We start from the raw sequence: 1,865 nt of genomic DNA, 5'->3' as shown, positions 1-1,865 counted from the left end.
AAAATCAAAAACTTCTAGAAACATTGATCTATCAGGGTTTCTAGAAGTTTTTTTAGTTATCTATGAATAATTCGGGTATAATGTCATTATAGCACAAAAGGAGATTTGTCAGATAATTCTAAGGAGATTTGAATCGTTCTAAAATGCTTCTGTTAAGATCCCCTATGAAATTTAATATTCATTGAATTTCAGATTCTGACCTTGTCAAGCCTTCTTGAATTACTTTCGTCGGCTTTCCTAGTCACCTTTTTGTCTTCTCCAAGTATTCAGGTTTTGATTTTCATTAGGTTAAATAAAGAGGCTAGGACAAAAATCTAGCCTCTTTATTTAGTATTCATAAAATAGCTTTGATGCAGTAGCTGATCGCTATATGCAGAACATTCTCCGTTCTTCTGTTTGGTAGCTCATCGAGTCAATTCCGGCCGTCTTTTTGGGAGATTCACTGCAGCGATGGTTAGTTGCGTCTAGTTTACTGACCAGGTGGCATTCCCCCAGGCGGCATGTCTCCAGGGGCACCAGGTCCAGTATGGACGATTTCGGTCATGATTTCGCCATTGACGGTGATGGTTCCGCCGGAGAAGTTGATTTGACCGTCGACGTCAAAGGCTGACTGGGCGCTGATGTCGATGTGGCCACCGCTGATTTCGAGCTTGCCGTTGGAGTCGAAGGCATCGGTGTCCCCTGGGCCAACTTGAACTTCGATGTGGCCGCCTGTCACCTTGATGAAGATATCGGCACCTGCAGCATCGCTAGCGGCGTTAATGCCGTCATCGTTGGCAGTGACATCGACGGTTCCACCGTTGATGGTAACGTTGGTTCCTTCAAGGCCTTCCATGCTTTGGGCAACAGAGATATTTCCATCGTTGATAACGAGGCTTGATTCCGCCTTGATGCCATCATCGCTAGCAGATATGGAGATGTCTCCGTTGTTGATGGTGACATTACCCTTGCTGCTGTTCTCATCATTGTTGGATTTAATCCCATCACCTTGGGCATTGATACTGATATTTCCACTGTTGATGGTAACGCTATCGCGGCCACGAATGCCATCATCGCTGGCAACGACTTGCAGGATTTCATTTTCAATGGAGAGATTGCCAGTTGAGACAATGCCGTCTTGGTAGTTGGCTTCAACCATCAGATTTCCTTGGCCGGCCACAATCAGATCGGTTTCAGCATGGATGGCTCCGTCCAGGTCTTCCTTGCTGTGAGTACTGCTATCCTTGACGGTGTTGGTGGTTCCATCTTGGAGTTCCAACTGGGCTGTGTTGGCTTTTTCGATATGGATGGCTGGTCTATCGTTGGCAGAGATGGTGGCACCGGCTAGAATTAGTCGGACATCACCAGAGGCTTTAACTGTTACACCTGCAGTGGTTTCACCCTTGAGGATGTAGGTTCCAGCTTCGGTAATGGTCAGGCCTTTGTCGTCCAAGGTGACCTCTTTACTAGGAAGTTCATCCCAGTTGATGGAAGATGTGGTGGTGTTCTGTTTAATGACCTGGCCTGTTGTCGCTTGTGTTTGGCTACCAGGCATGCTACAAGCTGCTAAGCTGGCCATGGTTAGGAAAGCAACTGTAGCGGTTAGGATTGGCTTTTTCTTCATGATAGCTACCTTTTTCTTTTTTTATTTCCGAATAAGTATAAAAATAAAAACTAAAAATTCCTTTAAACTTAGCTTAAAGAAGCCTAAAAGGAAAAATAAGAGGGGTGTGTCAAGAATTTTGTGTAAACTCCAAAGCAGAGTTTGAAAGTGTGTATTAATCGGACAAGGAATTGTAAGAATTTCCTTTTTGAGCCTAGTTGGATAACAAGAGAAATAGGGATTGGTGTCAAGGCTTTAAGCGAAGCGTGCCTTTACACCATAT

Annotated in this window: 1 protein-coding gene; it reads right to left on the bottom strand. The window is 44.5% G+C overall.

The genetic code is table 11. From position 1 onward, the window contains the following. Positions 1–469: 469 nt before the first annotated feature. The gene (locus tag N4310_RS08320; RefSeq protein WP_262092806.1) at positions 470–1,603 is read right to left on the bottom strand and encodes a carbohydrate-binding domain-containing protein; all 1,134 of its coding nucleotides are present in this window, start codon (positions 1,601–1,603) and stop codon (positions 470–472) included. Between the last annotated feature and the right edge of the window lie 262 nt (positions 1,604–1,865).

Origin of the sequence: Streptococcus danieliae (genome assembly GCF_025447695.1) — a bacterium.
Classification (GTDB): domain Bacteria; phylum Bacillota; class Bacilli; order Lactobacillales; family Streptococcaceae; genus Streptococcus; species Streptococcus danieliae.
Note: the sequence above shows the minus strand (reverse complement) of the source record. Positions and strands in the feature narration are given on the sequence as shown.